Annotated in this window: 1 tRNA gene; it reads left to right on the top strand. The window is 54.7% G+C overall.

The annotated features are described in order from the left end of the window. The first annotated feature begins 66 nt into the window (after window positions 1-66). Window positions 67-152, top strand: a tRNA-Leu gene (locus tag CP355_RS10155). The last annotated feature ends 60 nt before the right edge of the window (window positions 153-212 follow it).

Below are 212 nucleotides of genomic sequence, written 5' to 3'. Positions count from 1 at the left end.
GTAGAACATCACCTTGCCATGGTGGGGGTCGCGGGTTCGAATCCCGTCTTCCGCTTTCATCAACACGCCGGAGTGGCGGAATTGGTAGACGCACGGGACTTAAAATCCCGCGGTTGGTTTCAACCGTATCGGTTCGACTCCGATCCCCGGCATTGATGATGCGCCCTTAGCGCAACTGGATAGAGTGTCTGACTACGAATCAGAAGGTTGAA

It is taken from the genome of Lactobacillus sp. UMNPBX4 (assembly GCF_002554115.1).
GTDB lineage: Bacteria > Bacillota > Bacilli > Lactobacillales > Lactobacillaceae > Lactobacillus > Lactobacillus gallinarum.
This window is presented reverse-complemented; position numbering and strand designations above follow the sequence as displayed.